Genomic DNA, 21565 nt, shown 5'->3' on the forward strand with positions numbered 1-21565 from the left:
GAAGCCGGGCTGCTACAGGGTGTAAGGGGGTAACGAGCCAGCCTCTGTAGGTGTCCAACGCCAGTTGGCGAAAGCGTTGGCGGACATCTTCGCCAACTGCCGTTGGCTCCTACATGAGATTCAATCGTCTTTAACGATTTTGAACAGCGTGGTTTTCAGCGCCGGGCCTTGCTTGGGATCGAAGAAACTCATGTCCGGAATACGTGAGTCTGTCACGTAGACGGTGCCGTCTGGGCCTTGGATGAAGGTGTCTGGCCAGCGCATGTCCTTGTCCTTGAGCAGCACCTTCACGTTGTCGCCTTCACGCACCTTGATGGAATGGTCCTCGACCGACCCTTGGTTCACTCGACCTGAACGTGCTGGCTTTGTGTGCTGGAGCCGTGCTAGGAGGGGCTAATTGATAACTGTCATGCTTCAATCAATGCAAAATTAGCCTTATCGTTTCAAGAGGTGTCACGCACAATCCATTGGTTCTCCGCCGTCATGAGCTCGCTTCTCTTATACCCCCGAATAAAAAAGGAACCCTCTGATGAATACTGTCTGCAAACACGCTTTTGTTGCCTTGGCGCTGAGCGGCGCCACCTTCGGCGCGGCCCAGGCCGAAACGCTTAATGTGATGATTTCCGGAGGCTTCAATGCGGCCTATGAGCGTTTGGGCCCGCAGTTTGCAAAGGACCATGGCGATACCCTCACTACCATCCCGGGCCCGTCCATGGGCAAGGCGCCCCAGGCCATTCCCAACCGCCTGGCCCGTGGCGAACAGGCCGACGTGGTGATCATGGTGGGCTACGCCCTGGATGAACTGATCAAGCAAGGGGTGGTGGACCCGGCCAGCCGCGTGGAGCTTGCCGATTCGCGCATCGGCATGGTGGTGAAGGACGGGGCTGCCGTGCCTGCGATCAAGGATGATGCCGCGCTCAAACAGGTGCTGCTCAACGCAAAATCGGTAGCCTACTCCGACAGTGCCAGTGGCGTGTACGTGGAGAAAGAGCTGTTCAAAAAGCTGGGCATTGAGGGGCAGCTATTGCCCAAGAGCAAGATGATTGAGCGCATCCCCGTGGGCTCGGTGGTCGCTAAGGGGGATTACGAGGTGGGCTTCCAGCAGGTGGCCGAACTGTTGCCGGTGCCGGGCATTACCTTCGCAGGCAAGATTCCTGAAGACGTGCAGTCGGTTACGCGGTTTGCCGCAGGCATCCCGCGTAACGCCCAGCACCCCAAGGAAGCCAAGGCACTGCTTGAGTACATGGCGTCGCCCTCTGTGCAAGGGCAGGTGCAGGCCACGGGGCTGGACTCGGTAGCTCAGTGACTGCCTGACCCGCCGGCGCGTAATCAGGCCCACCTTGCGTAACAGCTTGTGCCCAGGGGCAGAAAAGGCTCAGCCCCGTTCGCTTCGAATGTCGACCAGCCGCTCACCTTCGAACCGTAGGTAGTGGTACATGCCATTAGTGGGGCCGTAGGTCCACTGTTCTACTGGCACGGTGGCGCGTCGGCCGCGCGTGTCGCGGTCGCGAATGTAGCTGACTGGCCCGCGCCCTGTGGGCTCACCGCATTTGCGCAGCACGGTGGTCATGTTGTCGCGCACCGACACGATCGTGCTGTTGCAGCGCAGGGTATCGCTGGCCTGGGCCGACAGGCAGCCGGTTAGCAACAGCACGCCCATCATCCCTCCCAGGTAAGCCTTCATCAGTCCAGGTCACTGGCTTGGTGGCGTTCGGCCAATTGTTCGCTGTCTTCGCCCCAGGTGCGGTTCACCCGACGGCCACGCTTGACGGCAGGGCGCTCGGCGATCTGGTTGGCCCAGCGCTGTACGTGGGGGTACTCCTGCACCGACAGAAACTCGGCCGCCCCGTAAAGGTTGCCGCGCACCAGTTCGCCATACCAGGGCCAGACGGCGATGTCGGCGATGCTGTACTCGCTGCCACCCAGGTAGGCCTGCTCGGCGAGGCGGCGCTCAAGCACGTCCAGTTGGCGCTTGGCCTCCATCGTAAAACGGTCGATGGGGTACTTTAGTTTTTCCGGGGCATATGCATAGAAGTGCCCAAAGCCACCGCCCAGGTAAGGGCCTGCGCCCATCTGCCAGAACAGCCAGTTCAGGGTTTCGGTGCGCGCGGCCGGATCTTTCGAAAGCAGAGCGCCAAACTTCTCGGCCAGGTACAGCAGAATCGACCCGGATTCGAACACTCGAAGCGGCTTGCTGCCGCTATGGTCCATCAGGGCCGGGATCTTCGAGTTCGGGTTCACCGCCACAAAGCCGCTGGAAAACTGGTCGCCGTCGGAAATACGAATGGGCCAGGCGTCGTACTCAGCGTCATGCCCAAGCGCCAACAGTTCTTCGAGCATGACCGTGACCTTTACACCGTTGGGGGTGGCCAGGGAGTACAGCTGCAGCGGGTGCTCACCTACGGGCAACGTTTTCTCATGGGTAGGGCCGGCTACTGGACGATTGGTGGTGGCGAACTTGCCGCCGGAGGGTTCCTCGTGTTTCCAGACCTTGGGGGGGACGTAAGCGGAGTCACTCATGGGCAAAGCCTTCCAATAGTTGATAGCCACGACAGTGTAGCGGCGCGACGCATCGGCCTCACCGCGTTTGTGGAGAATAGATTGTCATTATGTAAGAGCGTTCAAAGGGGTAGGTGGGACCGCCCCAACCCGTAAGGTGCTCTAGGGGGCAAGGGGATGCCGGGGCAGGGGGCATGGCGCATTCGGTGATGGGGTCTGCGGTAATAGCGGCTTGGGTAATGCCCACGTGCTGATGACCGAAGACCAGCACTGCCCCGCCGTGCATTCTATTGCCTTTCATTGAGGTCGCGCTCCAATGCGGCTACACGGAACGCAGCGCTTTTTCCAAGTAGTTCAATGGGTTAACCGGCTTTACCCCTTGCCAGTATAGAAACGCAACGGCGCATTGAACTATTGACAAAGATCCGCTCGTCTGGCAGGAGCGGCATTTTGATCTTGATCAGGGAATTACCCTCAAATGTGGGCAGTCAAGTAGGTATACGGGCTATTTGTAAAAGCCTTGCACAGCCCTTGTCTAACATTTGTAGAGATAGCCGCCATGACCATAGAAGCCGACACCCTTGAGCAACTGACCTTTGTGCTCCAACAAAAAGGCATGAAGCTTGTGTCTGATATCCATTTTACCCGTGCGCCTTATCGCCACAACCACCGCTGGGTGTGCATGGTCGAATGACACGGGCGTATGGGCACTAGCGTTTAACCTTGAGGTCCTTGACGGAATGCGAACGCTGTTCGTCCAGGGAGTTGTAGTAGGTATTTTGGGTAGTACTGAGGCTCTCGTGACGCAGGTCAGCCTGCAAATCTCTCATCTCGCGGTGAGCAGCGTCGAACGTTGCAGAGGTATGCCGCAGCCAGTGCAGCGATGCCGAGCGTAGCTGATCGATCTCGTCGTCAGTCCATGCTTCTCTCTTCATGCGCTGAAGCGATCGATCGAACACTTCCTGCAGTAATAGGCGGACATGCCGGTCGGACAGGCCGGCCCGGCCTTTTAGCGATGTCAGTAGTGGCAGCTTTTCGTGAGGCGAGGGTAGGGCAGACAGGTGACGAGACTGCCGGTAACGCACCAAGTACGTATTCACATAATCATCGCGCACGCTGATCTTGGCCGCCTTGTTGCCTTTGCCGACTACATGGAACCACCAATTCCCACGGCTATCCCGGCGAAAGTCCCCCATGCTTGGCGCCCAGTTATCACGGCCCACCAAGTCTGAAATCCGCAAGTACATGGAATACAGCGTTGCCACTATAAAGAGCGTGCGCTCGTGTTCCTGCGCCTCAAATGCCATGACTTCCGCTGTTTCGATTACGAACGTCCACTGCAACTGAGTGAGGGAACGTGAGGCCACGTCAACGGTGTTCCGCTGCTTATACACCGACTTTTGCTTCACTGCGCGGAAGGGGTTGACCTCGGTTAGGCCCTCATCAATGGCATGCTGATAAAAGCTGCCGCACACAGCAAACACCTGCGCCACTGATCCCTGGCTCATCTTGTACGCCGGCGGGGGTAGGGGTTGCAGCGTCTCTTCAGCAATCTTGCGTTCACGTTTCGCAATGGTAACGGTGAAGGGTCGCCACATCGGGTTAACCCGGTAGGTATCGGATTCCAACTGTTTACGGCCACCTTCCCTTAAGAACCGCGACTTCACTACAGGGCCTACCCAGTCAGAAGGGGGGTTAAGGCAAAACTCCATAAACGCCTCGGCATCGCGGCGTTTCAAGGCCAGCAGCGGTTTGCCCGCCACGGCCAGTGCCCACAACAACAGCCGCTCAACATGGGTGCGATAAGACGTAAAGGTGGCTTCATTACCAGCGTACGACTTCAAGAAGCCTCGTACCGCCTGATAACCCTCCAAGGGCTGCGTGGAAGCAGGGCAGGTGTCGAGGTAACTGACGACAGCCGGAAGCTCGCCGCTCATACCTCGAAAATGCAGGTCCAGAAAACGATCGTAGGTCTCGAATAAGGGATGCGGGCGCACGATAACCACTCAACTGAATAGCTTCAAGAAGGTAAGGGTGCGTTAAATTATTGCAATAAGCAATATCCAGGTCTGGCGGTTATCGGATATTGCATAGGTAAATAAACGTACACAAATCGACTTAAAATCTTCAGTGACAAACAGGCCGTTAAAAGCAAAGCGAGTAAACAGGGGAAGAGGTTAACCAAAGGAAGGTTGGCCTGAATGATGTGATTCAAGTGGGCTGCTGGTTCGACGTCGGATGGGTACAGGGTGATCAGGCCTCGTAGGTCGGACCGCCCAGGTCGGGCCTGGCAATGCACGGCATACCGTGCTGGGCATTATGGCCTGGCCCAGTACCAAGAAACACTAGCGGCTATGTGTGAATGATGCGGTTCGCCAAGTACATCGGGGTTACAGAGCAAGCCTGGCTTGCGCAGGGTTACAAGCGCAAACGGGCTAGCGCTATTTAAACCCGGCAGCCTCAGTGAGGGCTCGCAGGTGGTGATCGGCAGGTTGCCACGTTACTGGCTGCCTGCAATGTGGCACAGCGTTATGGGTGCAGGGGCCCCATGCTTAGCGGTGCTGAGCTGCGGACCAAACTCGTTGCTGCAGGTGTCCTTGGACTTTGGGCTACGATGGCTACAGTGATGGATGGGCTATCTGGCACAAGCCCAGGAGCATCATCAGAAGAGCCTGTTGCTGTCTAGTCTACGATTCACCGGCACTACGGTATGGTTGTGTAGGGTTGGGGGTGGCTTGTGACAGGTGCGACCCCTAATGAAACGCGCCCTATGCCAGGCTGGCTTACTGTAATATCTTGTTACCTATAATGCACATTATGTTAAATACAGTGTTTATGTCTCTCCTTTCGTAATCAACTCTGTGCATGCATTGGTTTTTCTTGTACAACAAAACCAATCAACGCTTTGGAATGCACTGATGCCCCTCATACTTGTCTCTCACACCGCCGCTGAGCCTGCACTGTTCGGTGCCATGGCAGCCGCGGTCGCGTATACCGTCGGTGGCCGTCTTTGCTACCTGCCTCACCGTCACCACCTCTGGGCAGATGCGGACGCCGCGCAATGGGTCAGCGCTGACGGCCACCTGGTGCCCAGCGGCCTGGTTTGGTATGAACGGCTGACCAGCCAGAGTGTGAGTGCGCCAAGCACTATCGACGAGATAATGGACGCTAGCGCACAGCAAGTGACTGTTCTTGCCTGGCATCCCGGTATAAACCTTGATAGCGAGTTAAAGCAGCTCATGGCCAGTGCTGCTCAGCGAGACATCCAAGTGCGTCAATTAACAGTCAAGCAACAGGCTGATGGCGAACTCTGCATCGCGCAGGATATCGATTACCTACAGTTTGGCCTGTGGCACCGGGACGCCTTCGGTCGTTTCCAAGCGGGCCTGCGCCATTCTGCGCAGCCCCCCTCCTACACCCTCGCCTTGCTGGGCACTGCCCATGAGCACCTTACCGTCTATCCTGCCGCGTTAGCGGCACTGGGTGATGCGATAGAGGCATGCGGTGGTGATGTGGCAGTTCGGTGTATCGATGCCCAATCGTTCCAGCGTGCAGCGCTGGAAGGCGTCGACGGTATCGTGCTCCCCGGCGGTTCGGACATGGCCAACGTACCAGGCCAATTGCGCGCAGCGCACTATGGCCTAGCACAAGGTATTCCGGTACTCGGCCTGTGCCTTGGCATGCAAAGTATGGCTACGGCATTTGCGCAGACATTGGGCATTCCTGCCAATCTTGAGGAACTCGATCCGGCAGTGCCGATCAAGAGTTTCGTAGCCATGGCACCCTATCCGCAATTGCCGACACACCGGCTGGGCGACCGGCAACTGCGAATCACTGCCCCTGACTTAGCAATGCTGCTCGGGGCAGAGACGCGACTGCGCTGCAATCATCGCTATTTTTTGAATCCGCAGCTTATTCATGCCTTGAGCGACGGCGGCATGCAAGTCACCGCAACGGACGAGTCAGGCCTCATCGCCGACGCTATAGATGTTCGCGCGCATCCTTTCTTTCGCGGCATGCAGGGGCATCCAGAGCAATCCTCGCGCCAAGGGCGGCCGCACCCATTGATAGCCGCATTCGTCATGGCGGCCAAAAACTTCGCGCAAGGCTCTAGAAAGGTGGCTAAAGGAGAGAAGAGTGAAGTAGGGCGAATTGTACAATAGGCAACAGTTAATACTTGGAATGGATATTGCTCCATCCTCCCTAGCATCGGTTTGGTGCCCGTAATAACCCGCTACTAACGCCTAAATTGTCAAAAATTGCCCCACTCTAGGGCATTCGTCCCTTGATAAGGCTCTATTTTGGGTCTTGAAATTTTTGTACTAAATGCTTCATTTAGTGCAATTTAGCATTGGAGAACTGCATGATCCGCAAAACCCGATTAAGTAAAGGCCTCTCGGCGCTTTGCGCTGCCGCTTTCCTGCTTGTCGACCATGCTGGCGCGGCAACGATTGAGCCTTCAGCCCTGGTGACTGCTGGGACCCTGACCTACGGTACCGCCGCCACGTTTGCCCCTTTCGAATTTCAAGCCAACGGCAAGCTGACCGGATTCGATATTGACCTTATCGCGGCCATCAGCCAGAAGCTGGGGCTGAAGACCCTCCCAATGAACATGGAATTTCAAGGGCTGATTCCTGCGCTGCAAGGCAAGCGCCTGGATGTCATCAACTCAGCGATGTACATCAACCCCGAGCGTGCCTCTCAAGTCGATTTCGTGCCGTACCTGCGTATAGGCAACCAAGTGGTGGTTGCTCAAGATAATCCATCTGGGATTACCGGCCGCGACGACAGCCTGTGCGGCAAGACCGTTGCGGTGACGCTCGGTGCCATCGAGGAAACCTACGCCCGTCAGGACGACGCCCGCTGCAAGGCCGCCGGCCTGGCAGCGGTCAAGGTACAAACCCTGCCAACCGCGCAGGCTTCGGTACTGAGCCTGCGCCAGGGCCGTGCCGATGCATTCTTCGATTCAACCCCAGGCGTGGTGCAACTGCTGAACGAAGTACCGGGCGTATTCAAGACCGTAGGCCCGGAGTTCGAGGCAGGCACTCAGATTGGCCTGGCGGTGCAAAAGGGCAACGGCACCATGCACGCGGCCCTGCAGGCCGCCATCGAGGAAGTGGTAGCAGACGGCACCTACAAGAAACTGATTGAAACCTGGAAATTCCCGAAAAGCGTTTCGTTGTTTGACTGATCTTGAACGGTCTGGCATTGGGCTATCTCGCCTGCTCGCCAGACCGACTCCAGCATTTGAGGAGGTAAAATGTCATTCGAACTCGTCTGGCAATATCTGATTTCTCCAGCGTTCTTCCATGGTGCGTTGATTACCTTGGAGATCACCTTGTACTCGCTGTTCTTCGGCGTTCTCGTCGGCTTGGTCATCGCTCTGCTGCAAGAGTCGCGCACGCGCATCGGAAATGGCATCACGCTGGTCTACCTGTGGCTGTTCCGCGGTACGCCGGTTTTGTTCCAGATCATTTTCATCTACAACGTGCTGCCCACCTTCGGCATCCGGCTGTCGGCACTCGTCAGCGCTGTATTGGCGCTGTCACTCAACGAGGGTGCTTACATGGCCGAGATCATTCGCTCGGGCCTTCAAGCAGTTAAGCGAGGCCAACGTACTGCCGGCCTGGCGCTGGGCATGAAACCGTTCGCGGTCATGCGCTACATCGTCATCCCTCAGGCGGCGCGCATGATCCTGCCACCGATGGGCAACCAGATGGTCGGCATGCTCAAGCTCAGCGCGCTGGTTTCAGTCGTGGCGGTGGAAGAGTTGATGCTGGTCGCCAACCAGACGGCCAGCGCCAACTTCCGCTACTTCGAAGCACTGACTGCGGCGGGCATCTATTACTTGATCCTGACGACCCTGTTCATGGGAATACAAGCGTTGATCGAGCGCAAGCTGGACCCCAAACGGCGTCGCAAGGGCTCTTCCCAGACGCTGACCGAGCGGGTGCTGGGCACCTCGCGCGGCGCTACTGTCCGCTAGGAGACCTATGGCATGAACAACCTTGCAAAAACTGCTGCCAAGCCGGTGCTCGAATTGATTGGGCTAGACAAGCACTACGGTGCCTTCCAGGTTCTGAAAAACTGCTCGCTGAACGTTAACAGCGGCGAAACCATGGTGATCATCGGCCCGTCGGGTTCGGGCAAATCCACCCTCCTTCGCTGCGTCAACCAGCTTGAGCCGGCCGATGGTGGCGACATGTTCTTTGAAGGAAGGCACATCGGTTTCGACAAACGCAACGTGCACCTGCTGCGCCGCGACATTGGCATGGTGTTCCAGAACTTCGAGTTGTTCGCCCATTTGTCGGTGGTCGAAAACATCATGCTGGCGCCTATCAAGGTGCTTGGAATGAACCGCTTCGACGCCCACGACTTGGCACTCGAACTACTGGGCAAAGTACGTATCCCGGAGAAGGCCGACGCCTACCCTGACGAGATCTCCGGCGGCCAGCAGCAACGCGTGGCCATCGCCCGCGCACTGGCAATGAAACCTAAAGTCATGCTCTACGATGAACCCACCTCAGCGCTCGACCCCGAGATGATCCGTGAAGTGGTCGACGTAATGGCCGACCTGTCGGCCGAAGGCATGACCAGCTTGGTGGTGACCCACGAGATGGGCTTCGCCCGCAGAGCCGCCGACCGTATCGTCTTCATGGAGGCCGGCGAGATCATCGAGAACGCCAGCAAGACGGCTTTTTTTGACGGCGCGGTCAATCCTCGCACCCGCCATTTCCTTGACCAGATCCTGCACTGAGAGCCTGCCATGAGCCAGCAACCGGACTTCAACCGGATGAAACATGACCTCGCCGCCCTGGTGGCGATCAACACCGAAAACCCACCGGGCCAAGAACTCGTGGCTGCCGAGTTCCTGCGTGATCTGCTACAGGCCGAAGGCTTCGACCTGTCGCTGTCAGAGTACAAACCGGGCCGGGTCAACGTTATCGCTACCCTGGTGAACGGCCCCGGCCCGACCTTCGCGTTCAACACCCATATCGACACCGTGCCGGCCGGCGAAGGCTGGAAAACCGACCCGTTCGTGCTGCATGAAGCCGATGGCAAGCTGTACGGTCGCGGCAGTTGCGATGCCAAGGGCCCGATGGTTGCGATGATCGAAGGCTCGCGCCTGCTGCTCGGCGTGCGCGAGCAATGGTCAGGTACGCTGATGCTGATCTTTACCGCCGACGAAGAAATCGCCAGCGAAGGCGCCAAGCATTATGTTGCTCACCAGCCGCCGCACATCGACTTTGCGGTAATCGGCGAGCCCACCTCCAACTGCGCCTATACCGCGCACAAGGGCAGCTTGAGGCCGCTGGTGCGTGTGCACGGCGTGACAGCCCACTCGGGCACCCCGCACCTGGGTGAAAACGCCATCTACCGCGCCGGGCAGCTGCTGGGCCTGATCGAAGAGCACCACCACACCGAGGTCAAGTGCCATTGTCACGCGCTGGTCGGCGAAGCCAGCCTTACGGTCACCCGCATCAATGGCGGCCATGCCGATAATGTCCTGCCCGGCGCCTGCGATTTGCTGCTGGACCGGCGCATGGTCCCAGGTGAGGATGAAGCCGTAGTCAAGGCCGAGATTGACCAACTGCTAGCCTTGGCCAACGAGCGCTTCGGCGTGCGTGCTGAAGTACTGGAATACAAGCCCACCACCGGCGGCGCCACCGAAACCGCGCTGGCCGAGCCGATCGTGCAGGCCAGCCTCGACGCCTGCCGCGAACATAACGACGGCAATGCCGGCCCGTTTGGCTTCCAGGGCGGTTGCGATCTTGTGCACTTCCGTAGCTTGGGCACCACCGGCACCGTGATCGGTCCCGGCACCCTGGCCGTGGCGCACAAGCCTGACGAATTCGTGCCCATCGACGAGTTCATCGCCTCGGCGCTGATCTACCGTGACATCGCCTTGCGCATGTTGCCAAAGGCCGCGCTGTGAGGCTGCGTGCCACCCTGCGCAGTGCCCACCTGCGCTACGGCAACGGTGTGCAGCTGCACACCGCCGCGTCCGGCAGCATCGCCGACTTGCATGCCCTGTACCTGTGCCTAAATGACGGCCAGTACCGAGCAATCGGTGAGGTGCGCATCAACATTGGTTACCTCAATGGTTACACGCCAGCCCAAGTCATCGCCGATGCCGAGTTGGCGCTGGCGGCAATCGACTGGCGTGAAGATCCGGCCCAGTTGCTGGCCAGCATGGCGGACTGGGCGCGGTCGATCGGCGCACCGGTGCGCAACCTGATCGACTGCGCCTTGCACGACCTCCTGGCCCAGCGTGCTGGCGTGCCATTGGCGGCGTGGCTCAACCCGGCGGCCAACCCAATGGTTCGCTACGCGACCAACCAGACGTTGTTCTGGTCGCCGTTCGAGCAGTTCATCACGCAAGCCCAAGGTTATGTCGACCGCGGCTTTCGCGACCTCAAAGTGCGCATCGGCGTTGCCGATTTCGCCGCCGACGTGCAACGCCTGAATGCCCTGCGCGAGCGCTTCGGCGACCAGATCAACGTCGCCGTCGACGTTAATGGCCAGTGGTCTGCCGCCGAGGCGCTCCATCGCTTGGAACAACTGACGCGCTTCGACCTTGCCTATGTCGAGCAACCGATCGCCGCAGGCGATTGGCAAGCCATCGAACAGTTAGCCGCGCGTGCGCCGATGCCGCTGATGCTGGACGAAAGCCTGGCCTCCAATGCCGATATCGAGCGTGTTTGCACCTTGGGTGGCGCGGTCTGGGCGCACGTCAAGCTGGTCAAACTCGGCGGCCTGGCACCTAGCCTGGCGGCGCTGCGCCGACTGCAAGACGCCAACGTGGTTTGCATGGTCGGGCAAATGAACGAAGGCGCCGCCGCTACAGCCGCCGCCCTGCACCTGGCGTGTGCGAGCACGCCAAAGTTCGCTGAGTTGTACGGTGCCGATGGCCTGGACAACGACCCGGCGAGCCCCGTGGATTACGCTCAAGGTTGCGCGCAGCTAGCTGCCGTGCCAGGCCTGGGCGTTACCCTGAATCTTACCGACACCCAATTGATCCGGAGTTTCTAGCATGCCAGCCCTCCCCCCTTCCCTGCGCCAAGGCGCCGAGTCGGCGTTCGCACCCGAGGAGTACGCCGAGCGTCAACGCCGCGCTCGCAGCAATTTACAACAGGCCGGCATCGACGTGATGATCGTCACCGGCCCCGAAAACATCTTCTACCTGACCGGCCAGCAAACCCCCGGCTACTACACCTTCCAGGCCCTGGTGTTGCCGGTCGACGGCGAGCCGCTGTTCATCATCCGCCAGTTGGAATACTTCAATTTCGTCTCCAACACCTATATCAGCGATGCCCAAGTGTATCTGGACGGCGATGACCCAATAAACGTCCTGGTCATGGCCATCCAAGGCAAAGGCTGGAGCCAACGCCGCATTGCCATCGACAAGCGCGGCTGGTTCCTCCCGATTGCCGTTTACGAAGCCTTGCAGGCGCGCCTGGGCGATATCCACGACGGTGCCGGCCTGGTCGAGCAACTGCGCGCGGTGAAATCCGCCACCGAGATCGGAAAACTCGAGCACGCTGCGCGTTACGTCGACGCTGGCATGCGCGCGGGCATGGCCGCAGTGCGCGCCGGTGCCAGTGAAAACGATCTGGTCGCGGCGATGCTGCAGGCGTCCATCGCAGCAGGGTCTGAGTACATGGGCATGGAGCCGCTGGTCTCGAGCGGCCCGCGCAGTGGCATTCCCCACGGTACGTGGCGTCGCCGCGTGCTGAATCAGGGCGAGCCGGCGTTTTTAGAAATGGCCGCCAGCCACGACCGTTACCATGCCGCGCTGATGCGTTCGGCCTGGCTAGGCAAGCCGCCACAAGTGGCAATCGACATGGAGAAAGTCTGCCAGGACGCCCTGCAGGCCGCCCTCGATGCGCTGCGCCCGGGCGAGCCTTGCGAGGTCTCGCACCTGGCCTGCCAGGCGGTGATCGACAAAGCCGGGTATACCGATGCGTTCAAGAAACGTACTGGCTACTCGGTGGGTATCTCGTTTGCGCCTGACTGGGGTGAAGGTTCGATCCTGAGCCTATACAGCGGCGTCAAGACGTTGCTGCAGCCGGGCATGAGCTTTCACATCCCGCCAGCCTTGCGCATTTACGGTGAATTCACCGTGGGCGTCAGCGAAACGGTAGTCATCACTGAAACCGGCTACCGAGTACTCGGGACGCTGGAGCGCCCCCTGCAGGTGGTCTGATGCAACGCAGGGCACCTTCGCTGAAGCGACGGTGCCCTGCGCTTCTTAGCGCAACAGTGCGCATGCCTCTTCGAGACGACGGCAAGCAGTGTCCAATACCTGGTCATCCACCGCGTAAGCGATGCGCAGGTAACCCGGCGTACCGAATGCCGAACCATGCACTGTACCGACCTTGGCCGCTTCCAGCAGATAGCTCGCCAATGCCAGGTCGCTGTCGATCAAGGTGCCATCCGGGGCCTTCCTGCCTAGCAGCCCCTCGCAGTTGACGAACAGATAGAAGGCGCCTTCCGGCATCGCGCATTTGACGCCGTCGATGCGTTGCAAGGTGCTCAAGACCCGATCACGACGCGTGGCCAACCGCGCGACCCACTCTTCGATGAATGCGGTGCCTTCATCGAGCGCGACCACCGCCGCAGCCTGGGAAATCGACGAAGGGTTGGACGTGCTTTGCGATTGCAGCACCTGAATCGCGTCGATCAGCCACTGCGGGCCAGCGGCATAACCGATGCGCCAGCCCGTCATTGAAAATGCCTTGGACAGGCCGTTGACCGTGAGCATGCGCGGCAATAGACGCGGCTCGACCTGCCCAGGCGTGTGGAAAACGCGGTCGAAGCGGGTGTGCTCGTAAATATCGTCGGCCAACACCAGTACATGCTCGTAGCGTAGCAGTACGTCGGTCAGGGCGCGCAGCTCGCTTTCGCTGTACACCGCGCCCGTAGGGTTGTTAGGCGAGTTCAGCAATACCCAGCGAGTGTTCGGTGTGATAGCGGCTTCCAGGGCTTCAGCCCGCAGCTTCCAGCCATCGTGCTCGAAACACTCGACCATGCGTGAGGTGCCCTCGGCAAGTGCGACCATGTCAGGATAAGAAACCCAATACGGCGCGGCGATGATCACTTCATCACCGGCCTGCACTGTCGCCAGCAAGGCGTTGAAAATGATCTGCTTGGCACCGCAGCCGGCGATCACTTCCTGTGGCGTAAAGCTGAGGCCGTTCTCGCGCTGGAATTTGTCGATGATCGCCTGCTTCAACCGGGCAGTGCCAGCGACGGCGGTGTACTTGGTCTGCCCGGCCTCGATGGCGGCGATGCCGGCAGCGCAGATGTGCGCGGGCGTAGCAAAGTCCAGCTCGCCCTCCCCTAGGTTGATGACGCAATGCCCTTGCTGAGTGAGTGCACGCACCTTGTCCGAGATTTCTGCGGTGGGGGACGGTCTGACCCGCCCCATGCGTTGAGCCAATACGGGTGTGAACATAGCGGTACTCAAGTGCCTCGAAGTAATTGCCTCTATTGGTACATAAAGAGCAATAGAGGACCAATTTAAATCACCATCGACTCGAAGGCCGAACGTGGAGAAATGTCAGTAACGGATGAAAATGATCAGATGCTGCGAATCAGGCCGCCGTCCACGCGCACGGTGGAGCCAGTGATGTAGCTAGCCCGTGCGCTGGCCAGGAAGCACACGGCATCAGCGAATTCGGCGGGGTCGCCGTAGCGGCCCATGGGGATAGTGGCGCGCGATGCCTGAGCGATCGCTTCGACAGTGGTGCCGCTACGTTCGGCGGCGGCGGCGTCGAGCTCACCGACGCGGGCGGTGCCGATGCGACCAGGGATCACCGCGTTGACAGTGACGCCATCGCCAGCGACTTCGGCGGCCAGTGTTTTGCCCCAGCCAATCAAGCTGGCGCGCAACGTGTTGGAGACGCCCAGGTTAGGGATCGGTTGAACTACGCCGGACGATACGACATTGATCACCCTACCCCAGCCGCGGGCGCGCATGCCTGGCAGAATGTGCGAGGTGACATCGAACAACGCCGCGACCATGGCATCAAACGCGGCGCGCCATTGCTCCGCAGCGACCGCCGAAACCGCGCCAGGCGCTGGCCCACCACCGTTATTGACCAGAATGTCATACTCGCGGCCGTCAGCGAGCAGTGCCTGGAGTGCCTCGCCACGCTGGCTCGGATTAGCCAGGTCCAGTTCGATGCAGTCAGCCTGAGCGCCCCTGGCCCGCAGGCCGGCAACGGCTTGCTGCAATGCCTCGCGATTACGCCCGCAGAGGGTCACGCTCGCCCCTTCTGCCGCCAGACTTTGCGCAATGGCCAACCCCAGACCTCGGCTCGAGCCCAATACAAATGCGCGCTTGTCCTGCAACCCCATGTCCATCGTTACGTCTCCACTGGAATAGAGCAGCCCGTCAGGGGCTGCTTGAAATAGCGGGTGTCTGACCTGCCACTGCCGCCTTGCGCCGGCTGCCGGAGGCCTTGGCCTGAGTCTTCTTGCCTGTCTGTGCCGCGTTGTCGGCGTGGCTCAAGTGCTTGCGCATGCGTTCGCTGGCGAGCTGAAAGTCCCCCTCCGCTACCGCATCGATGATCTGTAGGTGCTCGGTGCACCAATCGCGCACTCGGCGTCGGTTGGCATAGCCTGCGAACTCGAGCAGTTTGCGCAGCCGGTTCTGTTGTTGAATCGCTTGCAGAATGAAGCTGTTGCCACCGAACTCGGCGAACATTTCATGGAATGCGGCGTCGGTCTCGAACAGCTGCGCATTGCTCAGCGCAGCGGAATCCGAATGGCTGGCCAGGTATAGGTGCTGCAGGCGGGAGCGTTCGAGCGCGGCGTTGTCCGGCTTGAATTGCGCGCTCAGAAAGTTGGCTGGCTCAATCATCAGGCGAAACTGGTAGCCGTTACGCAACGCTTCGTCGTTGTCCAGTGTCGGCATGAAACGCCAGCCATGGCCCTTGTTCCGCATCAACAGACCATCTTCGGCCATGCGCGTGAGGGTTTTGGTCAAGGTGACGCGATCGACGTCATAGCGCTTGGCGATTTCGGTCTGGGTTAGCGAATTGTCAATGGTGCCGGCAAGGCGGTCATTGACCAGGCGCTCGTACAACGAGGCGTCGAGGCTCTGCGATACCGAAAGCTCGACCCGCTGCAAGGTATCGAACGCCCTGAGCAGGAAAAAACCTTGGTGGGGCCGGCGCTCGACGATTCCTTCTTCAGCCAGCAGCGTCAGGGCATGGCGCACTGGCGTGCGGGACACGCCGAGCAGGTCGGCCAATTGCTGTTCACGTAGGTGGTGCCCCGGCTCGAAACGAGCCTTGCGCACTACATCGAGGATCTGGTTAGCCAAGCGGCGGCTGTTCTGACCCGTTGAAGGAACCATGAAAGATGAACCTCAAGTCAAGCCTGTTAAGGGGGGCTCTATCGTAACAAAGACAGCGCAGGCCCCCTCGCCCTTCTCGCCAGAGCAACCCAACCTGTCGGCGGTGACATTGACCAATGGCGTGATAATTTTCATTGTACATGTAATGTCAAATAATACAATATTGCCACTCCACACCGCTTTTCTACAGGAGCCCCCATGCAGTCGATCCAGGAAACCCGTGAACGCCTCAACGGCATTTTCAACATCACCGTCACGCCCTTCACTACCGCCGGCGAGTTCGATTTCGCCGCCCTGGCCGAAAACATCGAGCGCGTCATTGGCCTTGGCTACGATGGCCTACTGATTGGCGGTACCTACGGCGAATTCCCGGTGATGACCTCTGAGGAGCGGGCCGAATTGTTTCGTAGGGTCATGGCGATTGTGGGTGACCGGGTCCCGGTCATGCTCTGCACCGCCGGTTCCGATGCCCGCACCGTGCGCGAGTTGACCCAACTGGCCGGCGATCTTGGCGGGCTGCCAATGGTGACACCGCCCTTCGTCTCGGAAATCACCGACGCGCAAATCGTCAGTTTCTTCGAGCAGGTAGCACCGCTATCGAAGACCGGCATCCTGATCTATAACGCCCCCGGCATCGGTATCACCTTGTCGGTGCCGGTCATTCAACAACTGGCCCGTATCGAAGGCGTCGTGGGCCTCAAGCAAGGCGACCTGACACCTACCGTCATCGACCGCATCGCCCATACTCTGGGTGACCAGCTGAAACTGTTCTGCGCCTCGGACCTGGTGTTTGCGGGGCCAATGATGGCCGGTTTCGACGGTATCAGCTCGACCAACAGTGGCGCGCTGCCGGAGCTGATTCTCGCCACCTACCGGGCGCTGGAAAACGGCGATGCCAAAACCGCGACTCGCCTACACGCGCTGTGGTTCCCGCTGCGTGAATTGGCGCGCAAGCATGGCCAGCCGCAGACGACCAAGGCGATCATGAACCTGCGCGGGTTCAAAGGCGGTTCTGTGCGCCAGCCGTTGCTGGATTTGCAAGGGGCAGCACTGGAAGAGGTCGCCGAGGCCTTGAAGGCGTTGGCTGCCGAGCCTATGGCGGGGATAGCGATGCCACGCTGAGCGAGGCAGATGTACGCTGCCCCTGCTGTTTAAGGTGGTGCGGCTCCTGCCGAACCAGGCGGCCGGCAACCTCTGGCTTCAACTTCATGAAGCCAGACGCAGCCCAAGCATGGCGGTACACCGTACTCAGACGTCGTTGATTCCCTCCTTATCAGCCTCTTTGCCCGAACATGTGCTGGAGCCAGTGCCAGTTACCTAACGCTTCAACCCCCGCCCCTCAAAAGAGTTTGCAAACCTCAGCCACCACCCGCTCAGTAGCCTCCTCAACCGTGCCTTCATTCCGGCACAGAAACCACCCCTGCTCTTCACTTACGCGTTCGAACGCCTCAGTGCAGGCGTACTGCTCTTCCACGTGGTGTATCACGGTGCTGCCCAGCCCTCGGGAACGGGCGGCTGCCCTGGCCCATGACACCTCGGGCGCGGTGATCACGCCCACGTGCAGGTCCGGCACTTGCACCTGTTGATCGAGGTTGAGCTTGAGGATGTCCGCAAACGGGACAGTGCGGCGGAAGGCGGCGTCTGACGGGTACCAGCGGTCGATCAGAATGATACTGCCCGTTGGCTGCTGGGTAAGCACATGCGCAGACACCCAACCCCGGCTGGCGGCCAGCCGCTCACACACCTTCAGCTCCAACGCCGGGTCAGGGTGTTTAGCCAGCCTGTTCACCATGGCCATGGTCTCGGCCCGGTGCGGGTCACGTTTACGCTCGCAGAGCCGTATGACCGTATGCTGGTCGGCACGCAGTACACGGGTCACCGCCTCCAACAAGGTGGTTTTGCGTGTTCCCTTTGGCCCGTCCATCGAAATGAACAGCGGGCGGCTCACGCGTTCGGCCCAAGGGCCGGCACCAGCAGAGCCGCCAGTACCGTACCGATATCCACATGCTGCTGGGTGAACCACCCGCTACGGTGGCCGAAGTTAAGGGTGCCTATACAGGCCCCTCGGTCGAGAACGGGAATGTTCAGGATTGCCTCTATCCCCAATGCGATCAGGGTGGTGCTGTCGTCGAAGTTGGCCTGAAGCACCCCGGCGTCATTGCTCAGCACCACCCTGCCCTCATCCAGCAATTGCTGCTTCCACGGGGTTTGCTGTTTGACTTTAGAGCCGCCTACCGGGTAGTCATCCGGGCGATTGCTATACACGCGCGCCAAGGTCGAATGTGTGCGGTCATAGCGCATGATGGTGAGCATCTGGCAGCCAATGGCGGCGCATGCAATCGCGTCTATGGCCGCAAACACCTGCGCGGCGTGGCCACTGCGCAAGGCGGCGCTCAGCTCAGTGACCTGGGCAGGGCTAAGCATTGTTACCTCGGATAGGGGGCTGGGCACTAGAGCCTACACCAGCGCTGCTGGATTTTGCTTTCAGGCGTTGCTCAGAAATGTCTTCGAGCGACCGGTTGCGCGTCTCGATGCCAAAGACGATCACTACGCCGGCGCCAATAGCGAGCACCGTGGTAGTCATGCCAAATACCCCTGCAAACCCTGCGATGGGGTACACGAAGCCTACAAGAATGGGCGCACTCACCGACCCCAGGCGCCCGAACGAGGATGACGAACCCACACCTGTTGTACGCAGGTGCGTGGGGAACAGCTCTGGCGTGTAGGCGTACACGCCCGCGAAGGCGCCGTTCATAAAGAAGGACAGGCACATGCCTGCCGCCATGATGGCCGGCACGCTGCTGGAAAATGCCAGCGCAATGGCAGACAGGCCGCCACACGTCATATACAAGGCAACCACACGGCGGCGCCCGAGCTTTTCATTGAGGTAGGCCGCGCTGAAGTACCCCGGAATCTGAGCGCCATAAATAGCGATCGAGTACGAGAAGCTCTTGGCAATGGTATGCCCCTGGGCTACCAGCAGGCTGGGTATCCAGGAGAAGAACGAGTAGTACGCGAAGGCGACGGTGAACCACATGCACCAGGTCAGCGCGGTGGTGCTCGCCAACGGCGGGCTCCAGATAGCTTTCACGTTACTCAATGCACTGGTTTTGGACGATGGTTCGAAGGCTGGAATCGACGTGGGATTTGGGGCGGGTAAGGTAATCCCGCGCGCCGCAAACTGCGCTTCTATCTTCGCCACAACCTTTTCAGCTTCGTCGGTACGGCCCTGGCTTTCCAGCCAGCGGGCAGATTCCGGCAGTTTACGGCGCCACCACAGCAGCATCACCACCGGCAGCGAGGTAATGATCGCGATGTAGCGCCAGCCATCGGCGAAGGCGCTGACCACGGTGTAGCCCAGGATGGCCGAGGAGAAATAGCCCAAGGACATGAACCCCACCAGGGCGCCGCAGAACATGCCCCGGTAGCGCTGAGGGATGAATTCAGCCAAAAACGGCGCGATCACCACCGCCTCTGCGCCAGACCCAAAGCCTGCCAGGATGCGGCAGGCGAAGAAGGTGGGCCAGTCATTCATGAAGGCGCTGGCCAGCGACGCGGCGCAATAGATGGCCAGTGCGCTCATCATGATGACCCGGCGCCCGAGCACATCGGCGAGCACCCCTGAGAGAAAGGCGCCAAAGAAGTACCCGATGTAGGTGCTGCTGGCCACCAGGCCAACCTGCGAACTACTCAACCCCCAGGCCTGCTTGACCATCGGCAAGATGAACGCCAGTGATGAGGAGTCCAGGCCATCGAACAGGTACCCACAGCCACCAATCATCAGCAGCATGAAGTGGAAGCGAGAGAGCGGAAGGCGTTCGATGCGTGCGGCAATAGTGGACATAGTGCTTCTCCTGGGCTTAACGACCGACCGCGTAGGCCTGCATTTGTCGGGGGGTGGCGGCGCCACGAAGCAGGCCGTCGCTGCAGCCAATGGCACACACGCGCCCCAAGGACCAAGCGCCGCTGACGGTCAGGTCGTGCCCCTTCTGGCGCAGTGCTTCAAGGGTTCGCTCAGGGAAACGCGATTCCGCGCTGATCTTGCCGAGCGATAAATTCCGGGGGTAGAAGGAGTTGATCAAATGCGCCGTCTGGAAGGTGGGCGCATCGATCGCTTCCTGCAGGTTCATGCCGTGATGCACGTGCTTGAGAAACATCTGCAAGGTCCACTGGTCCTGCTGGTCACCTCCCGGCGAGCCAAAGGCACAATGGGGTTTGCCGTCTTTCATTACCAAGGTGGGCGTGAGCGTCGTTCGAGGCCTGCGTCTCGGCCCAATGGACGACGCCAGGCCCTGCTCCATCCAGAACATCTGGGCGCGGGTGGTGATGTTGAAGCCAAGGCCCGGCACGGCTGGGGCTGCTTGAAGCCACCCGCCCGAGGGCGTGGCCGACACCACATTGCCCCAACGGTCTGCCACGTCCAGGTGCACGGTGTCGCCTCGCAGCTCTGGCAGGTCAGCGAAGGTAGGCTCGCCCTGCCCTGCGCCGCCCAGCTGCTGCCGGCCAGCGTTGCGCAATACGATTTCAGCCCCTGCCCTGCTGCCGTCCAGTACGCCGGGGCGGAATGCAAGGGAGGCGCGATTAGGGTCGATCAAGCCGGCGCGTGCGCGGTTGTAGTCACGGCTCAGCAAGTGGTCCATAGGAATGGTGGAGAAATCAGGGTCGCCGTAAAACACGTCCCGGTCGGCAAAGGCGAGCTTCGAACATTCAATGACGGTGTGTACGAACTCAGGGCTGTTGGGGGGCATGCCGGCGACATCGAAGTGCTCCAGCAAGGCGAGCTGCTGCAGGAATACCGGGCCTTGGCCCCAGGGGCCGGTTTTGTGAACGTCGTACCCCTGATAGTGATAGTGAGTGGAGGTTTCATAGGTGGCCTTCCATTCGGCCATGTCCTGGCCGGTGAGCAGGCCCGTGTTGTAGCGACCGGACGTATCGAGTACGGCGTTGTGGCGGAAAAAATCATCCACCGCTTCGGCAACGAAGCCTTCGTAGAAGGCCTGCCGAGCGCGTTCGCACTGCTCACTGCGATCAGGCGTGGTTTTGGCGTGCGCCAGAATACGCTTGTAGGTGGCCGCAATGGTCGGATTGGCGAAGCGCGAATTGGGGCGCGGCGCCTGGCCCGCCACAAGCCACTGTTCGGCAGAGGTCGGCCATTCTCGATTGAAAAAATCCGAAATGGCCATGATGGACGCCGACATGCGCGGCACCACAGGGTAGCCGTGCTCGGCATACCCGATCGCGTAGCTGAGCACGTCCTCCAACGGCAGCTGGCCATAGTCACGCAGCAGGGTCATCCAGGCCCCGAAGGCCCCTGGCACCACTGCGGGAAGCATGCCTGTGCCGGGCACCACGTTCAGGTCCAACGCGGCCAGCGCCTCGTACGTCATGGAAGCCGGTGTGACACCTTGGCCGCAGAGCACCTTTACCTGCGCTTGAGCGGCGCTGTAAAAAATGATCGGCACTTCCCCGCCCGGCCCATTGAGGTGCGGCTCGACGATCTGCAGCACGAAGCCTGCAGCAGCGGCAGCATCGAAGGCATTACCGCCCTTTTCAAGAATGCCCATCGCTGCCGTAGATGCCAGCCAGTGGGTAGAAGTTGCCATACCAAAGGTCCCAAGGATCTCTGGACGCGTCGTAAAGGCCATCGTAGAATCTCCAACCAATGCAGATTGGTTTTATATTTGAAGTGTCTGCAGGTGG

The 21565-nt window shown here is 59.9% G+C and carries 21 protein-coding genes; 10 read left to right on the forward strand and 11 right to left on the reverse strand.

Annotation, left to right across the window (positions count from 1 at the left end; all coding sequences use genetic code 11):
• Positions 1 to 120 precede the first annotated feature (120 nt).
• On the reverse strand, positions 121 to 345 hold the full coding sequence (locus AC4LE2_RS09895; RefSeq protein WP_491825587.1) for a hypothetical protein: 225 nt from the start codon (positions 343 to 345) through the stop codon (positions 121 to 123).
• A 184-nt stretch (positions 346 to 529) separates the two neighbouring features.
• Here AC4LE2_RS09895 and AC4LE2_RS09900 point away from each other — a divergent pair, with 184 nt between their 5' ends.
• Positions 530 to 1306 carry a substrate-binding domain-containing protein gene (locus AC4LE2_RS09900; RefSeq protein WP_491825588.1) on the forward strand — a complete coding sequence of 259 codons (777 nt, stop codon included), beginning with the start codon at positions 530 to 532 and terminating at the stop codon, positions 1304 to 1306.
• Positions 1307 to 1375: 69 nt separating this feature from the next.
• On the opposite strand, the gene AC4LE2_RS09905 is transcribed toward AC4LE2_RS09900, so the two are convergent.
• Both AC4LE2_RS09905 and yghU read right to left on the reverse strand, forming a co-directional pair.
• Complete coding sequence (locus AC4LE2_RS09905; RefSeq protein ID WP_491825589.1) at positions 1376 to 1684, reverse strand: DUF2845 domain-containing protein; 309 nt, start codon at positions 1682 to 1684, stop codon at positions 1376 to 1378.
• Positions 1684 to 2520 carry a glutathione-dependent disulfide-bond oxidoreductase gene (yghU, locus tag AC4LE2_RS09910; RefSeq protein ID WP_491825590.1) on the reverse strand — a complete coding sequence of 279 codons (837 nt, stop codon included), beginning with the start codon at positions 2518 to 2520 and terminating at the stop codon, positions 1684 to 1686. Before yghU ends, AC4LE2_RS09905 begins: the two co-directional genes overlap by 1 nt.
• Before the next feature lie 538 nt (positions 2521 to 3058).
• Between yghU and AC4LE2_RS09915 the strand changes: the two genes are divergently transcribed.
• Positions 3059 to 3193 (forward strand): hypothetical protein, encoded by a 135-nt coding sequence (locus AC4LE2_RS09915; protein WP_491825591.1) that lies wholly within the window; start codon positions 3059 to 3061, stop codon positions 3191 to 3193.
• Positions 3194 to 3209: 16 nt separating this feature from the next.
• Here the strand turns inward: AC4LE2_RS09915 and AC4LE2_RS09920 are convergent, their stop codons facing one another.
• The gene (locus tag AC4LE2_RS09920) at positions 3210 to 4436 is read right to left on the reverse strand and encodes a tyrosine-type recombinase/integrase (RefSeq protein ID WP_491828107.1); all 1227 of its coding nucleotides are present in this window, start codon (positions 4434 to 4436) and stop codon (positions 3210 to 3212) included.
• 981 nt (positions 4437 to 5417) lie between these two features.
• Between AC4LE2_RS09920 and AC4LE2_RS09925 the strand changes: the two genes are divergently transcribed.
• The 7 genes from AC4LE2_RS09925 (at position 5418) to AC4LE2_RS09955 (ending at position 12706) form a co-directional block, all read left to right on the forward strand.
• Positions 5418 to 6662, forward strand: a complete 1245-nt coding sequence (locus AC4LE2_RS09925; protein WP_491825592.1) for a glutamine amidotransferase-related protein — start codon at positions 5418 to 5420, stop codon at positions 6660 to 6662.
• A 200-nt stretch (positions 6663 to 6862) separates the two neighbouring features.
• Positions 6863 to 7690: an ABC transporter substrate-binding protein gene (locus tag AC4LE2_RS09930; protein WP_491825593.1), complete on the forward strand. Its 828-nt coding sequence runs from the start codon at positions 6863 to 6865 to the stop codon at positions 7688 to 7690.
• Between the two features lie 69 nt (positions 7691 to 7759).
• Positions 7760 to 8485 carry an amino acid ABC transporter permease gene (locus AC4LE2_RS09935; protein ID WP_491825594.1) on the forward strand — a complete coding sequence of 242 codons (726 nt, stop codon included), beginning with the start codon at positions 7760 to 7762 and terminating at the stop codon, positions 8483 to 8485.
• Positions 8486 to 8497: 12 nt separating this feature from the next.
• Positions 8498 to 9256, forward strand: a complete 759-nt coding sequence (locus tag AC4LE2_RS09940; protein WP_491825595.1) for an amino acid ABC transporter ATP-binding protein — start codon at positions 8498 to 8500, stop codon at positions 9254 to 9256.
• A gap of 9 nt (positions 9257 to 9265) precedes the next feature.
• Positions 9266 to 10435 (forward strand): M20 family metallopeptidase, encoded by a 1170-nt coding sequence (locus AC4LE2_RS09945; RefSeq protein ID WP_491825596.1) that lies wholly within the window; start codon positions 9266 to 9268, stop codon positions 10433 to 10435.
• Positions 10432 to 11532, forward strand: a complete 1101-nt coding sequence (locus AC4LE2_RS09950) for a mandelate racemase/muconate lactonizing enzyme family protein (RefSeq protein WP_491825597.1) — start codon at positions 10432 to 10434, stop codon at positions 11530 to 11532. The genes AC4LE2_RS09945 and AC4LE2_RS09950 overlap by 4 nt, the downstream gene beginning before the upstream one ends.
• A gap of 1 nt (position 11533) precedes the next feature.
• Positions 11534 to 12706 (forward strand): M24 family metallopeptidase, encoded by a 1173-nt coding sequence (locus AC4LE2_RS09955; protein ID WP_491825598.1) that lies wholly within the window; start codon positions 11534 to 11536, stop codon positions 12704 to 12706.
• Between the two features lie 45 nt (positions 12707 to 12751).
• Here the strand turns inward: AC4LE2_RS09955 and AC4LE2_RS09960 are convergent, their stop codons facing one another.
• From AC4LE2_RS09960 to AC4LE2_RS09970, 3 genes are all read right to left on the reverse strand, one after another.
• Complete coding sequence (locus AC4LE2_RS09960) at positions 12752 to 13957, reverse strand: pyridoxal phosphate-dependent aminotransferase (protein ID WP_491825599.1); 1206 nt, start codon at positions 13955 to 13957, stop codon at positions 12752 to 12754.
• Between the two features lie 125 nt (positions 13958 to 14082).
• The gene (locus AC4LE2_RS09965) at positions 14083 to 14868 is read right to left on the reverse strand and encodes an SDR family oxidoreductase (protein ID WP_491825600.1); all 786 of its coding nucleotides are present in this window, start codon (positions 14866 to 14868) and stop codon (positions 14083 to 14085) included.
• A 31-nt stretch (positions 14869 to 14899) separates the two neighbouring features.
• Positions 14900 to 15865, reverse strand: a complete 966-nt coding sequence (locus AC4LE2_RS09970; RefSeq protein WP_491825601.1) for a GntR family transcriptional regulator — start codon at positions 15863 to 15865, stop codon at positions 14900 to 14902.
• Between the two features lie 198 nt (positions 15866 to 16063).
• On the opposite strand from AC4LE2_RS09970, the gene AC4LE2_RS09975 reads away from it, so the two are divergent.
• The gene (locus AC4LE2_RS09975; RefSeq protein WP_491825602.1) at positions 16064 to 16987 is read left to right on the forward strand and encodes a dihydrodipicolinate synthase family protein; all 924 of its coding nucleotides are present in this window, start codon (positions 16064 to 16066) and stop codon (positions 16985 to 16987) included.
• 217 nt (positions 16988 to 17204) lie between these two features.
• Here the strand turns inward: AC4LE2_RS09975 and AC4LE2_RS09980 are convergent, their stop codons facing one another.
• The 4 genes from AC4LE2_RS09980 to AC4LE2_RS09995 are packed head-to-tail and all read right to left on the reverse strand — an operon-like array spanning position 17205 to position 21468.
• Positions 17205 to 17813 carry a nucleoside/nucleotide kinase family protein gene (locus AC4LE2_RS09980; RefSeq protein ID WP_491825603.1) on the reverse strand — a complete coding sequence of 203 codons (609 nt, stop codon included), beginning with the start codon at positions 17811 to 17813 and terminating at the stop codon, positions 17205 to 17207.
• The gene (locus AC4LE2_RS09985) at positions 17810 to 18289 is read right to left on the reverse strand and encodes a GAF domain-containing protein (RefSeq protein WP_491825604.1); all 480 of its coding nucleotides are present in this window, start codon (positions 18287 to 18289) and stop codon (positions 17810 to 17812) included. Before AC4LE2_RS09985 ends, AC4LE2_RS09980 begins: the two co-directional genes overlap by 4 nt.
• Entirely contained in the window at positions 18282 to 19709 is a 1428-nt protein-coding gene (locus tag AC4LE2_RS09990) for an MFS transporter (RefSeq protein ID WP_491825605.1), read from the reverse strand. Before AC4LE2_RS09990 ends, AC4LE2_RS09985 begins: the two co-directional genes overlap by 8 nt.
• Positions 19710 to 19725: 16 nt before the next feature.
• Positions 19726 to 21468, reverse strand: coding sequence for a gamma-glutamyltransferase family protein (locus AC4LE2_RS09995; protein ID WP_491825606.1), 1743 nt, complete (start codon positions 21466 to 21468; stop codon positions 19726 to 19728).
• Positions 21469 to 21565 lie beyond the last annotated feature (97 nt).

The sequence above is a fragment of the Pseudomonas sp. 9.3L genome, assembly GCF_058536285.1.